This window comes from Frankia tisae, from assembly GCF_025403405.1.
Taxonomy (GTDB): domain Bacteria; phylum Actinomycetota; class Actinomycetes; order Frankiales; family Frankiaceae; genus Frankia; species Frankia tisai.
In genome coordinates, this window is the sequence record NZ_JANEZT010000664.1 from 1 (window position 1) to 1,622 (window position 1,622).

General features: G+C 68.0%; 2 protein-coding genes. Both read left to right on the forward strand.

The window, feature by feature from the left end; all coding sequences use genetic code 11:
* Positions 1-206: 206 nt before the first annotated feature.
* On the forward strand, positions 207-278 hold the full coding sequence (locus NBZ85_RS33500) for a putative leader peptide (protein ID WP_368861465.1): 72 nt from the start codon (positions 207-209) through the stop codon (positions 276-278).
* 240 nt (positions 279-518) lie between these two features.
* Positions 519-1,448 (forward strand): LysR family transcriptional regulator, encoded by a 930-nt coding sequence (locus tag NBZ85_RS30935; RefSeq protein ID WP_261554916.1) that lies wholly within the window; start codon positions 519-521, stop codon positions 1,446-1,448.
* The last annotated feature ends 174 nt before the right edge of the window (positions 1,449-1,622 follow it).

A 1,622-nucleotide genomic window follows, 5' to 3' on the forward strand; every position in this document is an offset into this window, starting at 1 on the left:
CTCGGAAGTTGCTCTGTGGAAGGACTACTTCCTACCGAGGCCCCGCGTTTCCCTGCCTACCCCCCTCCGCCCGTCACAGATAGTGATCGAACGCGGAGTGTGACGGCCCGTTGCAGGGAAAGGCTCATTGGGCCAAAAGTGATTTTTCTCCTAGCTTTATCGGCGAAGTGGTCAATGTCGCGACTGCCGTGTCAAGGTCAGTTCTTGTGAACAGGGTTGAGCTCACCGCTCGGCGGCATGTGGACCTCATGCGCGTCGGGTCTGCCACCTGTTGTTGATCCGCACTCTCCGGCCTACGCCGGACTCCGGTGCGCCTCGGTAGGAGCCGCGCCGCATCCGCCGTTTTCGGACACTCCCTTCCTGCGTTGCCCCCGCCTTGCTGGCTCGCCCGGGCCCGCAGCGGTCGGCTGGTCTGGGCGGCCCGCGAACAGCGGCTGAACCCGGCTCGCCCGGGTCCTCGGCGGTCGGCTCTCTGTTACATCGGTCGGCTCTCTGACACATGAGGTCAAAGCATGGGCATGCTCGATCTTCGTCGCATGATGCTGCTGTGCGACTTGGCCGATCTCGGGACGGTCACCGCCGTCGCCGAACGGCGCAACATCAGCAGTTCCGCCGTCTCGCAGCAGTTGCGGGTCCTTGAGAGCGAGAGCGGCGCGATCCTTTTCCGTCGTGACGGCCGCGTCCTGGGGCTCACCCGCAGCGGGCGGGTGCTGGTCGAGCACGTGCGCGTCGTGCTCGACGCTGTCGACGACGCGATGAGTGCGTTGGCCGCTACCCGCGACCAGGTGTCGGGACAGATCGCTGTCGCCTCGTACAATCTCGGTATCCCAAGCTTCGCCGCGCCGCTCGTGCAGCGCTTGAGCCACATCGAGCCGGACCTTCAGGTTCGGCTGCAGCAGGCCGACACCGACGACGCGCTGCGCCTGCTGCGTCAGGGCGAGGTCGACGTCGCGATCACCTATCGCTGCGACTTCGAGGCGCAGGACTTACTCATCGGCCTGAGTCGCGAGGTGCTGCTGATCGAGCCGATGGTGCTCCTGGCTCCGCCGGAGCTGCACCAGGCAGTACGCAGTAACGGGCTGATCGCCCTCGCCGACCAGTTGTGGGTGACCGGGCTGGTCGGCTCCATCCTCGATGTGGCGCTGTTGCGTGCCGCGGACCGCGCCGGCTTCGAGCCGCAGATCACGCACCGGCTCGAGACGGCCCAGATCGTCTGCGATCTCGCGGCCACCGAGCTGGTCTCGGCTGTCGTGCCCCGGCTGTCGGTCCCGCCCTACCTGGAGCACCTGATCGTCGAGGGCGCCTCGATGGGCACCCGCACGGTCAGTTCCCTGGTGCGTACTGGCCGCCGACGCGATCCGAAGATCGCGCTCATCCTGCGGACGCTACGCGCGATCGGCGCCGAGGCTCTCGGCCTGCGCGAGGAGGAGGAACTCGTCGCGTCGTGACCGGGACCGGGGCCTGCTCGCGCGGCAGGAAGGCGCAGGCCCCGGTCCCGCACGGTGAACGCGCCGAGCGCCGTCGCCAAGGCCGCGCTTCTGGGGATCAGCACGCCCTGACCACCTCGCGCCACCGGCCCCGAGAGAGGGCCGATGGGCGGGTGGCGCGAGGTGGGTGGGCAT

Coding starts and splice junctions, on each gene's coding strand:
- NBZ85_RS30935 (WP_261554916.1), top strand. CDS start 519: ATGCTCGATCTTCGTCGCATGATGCTGCTGTGCGACTTGGCCGATCTC.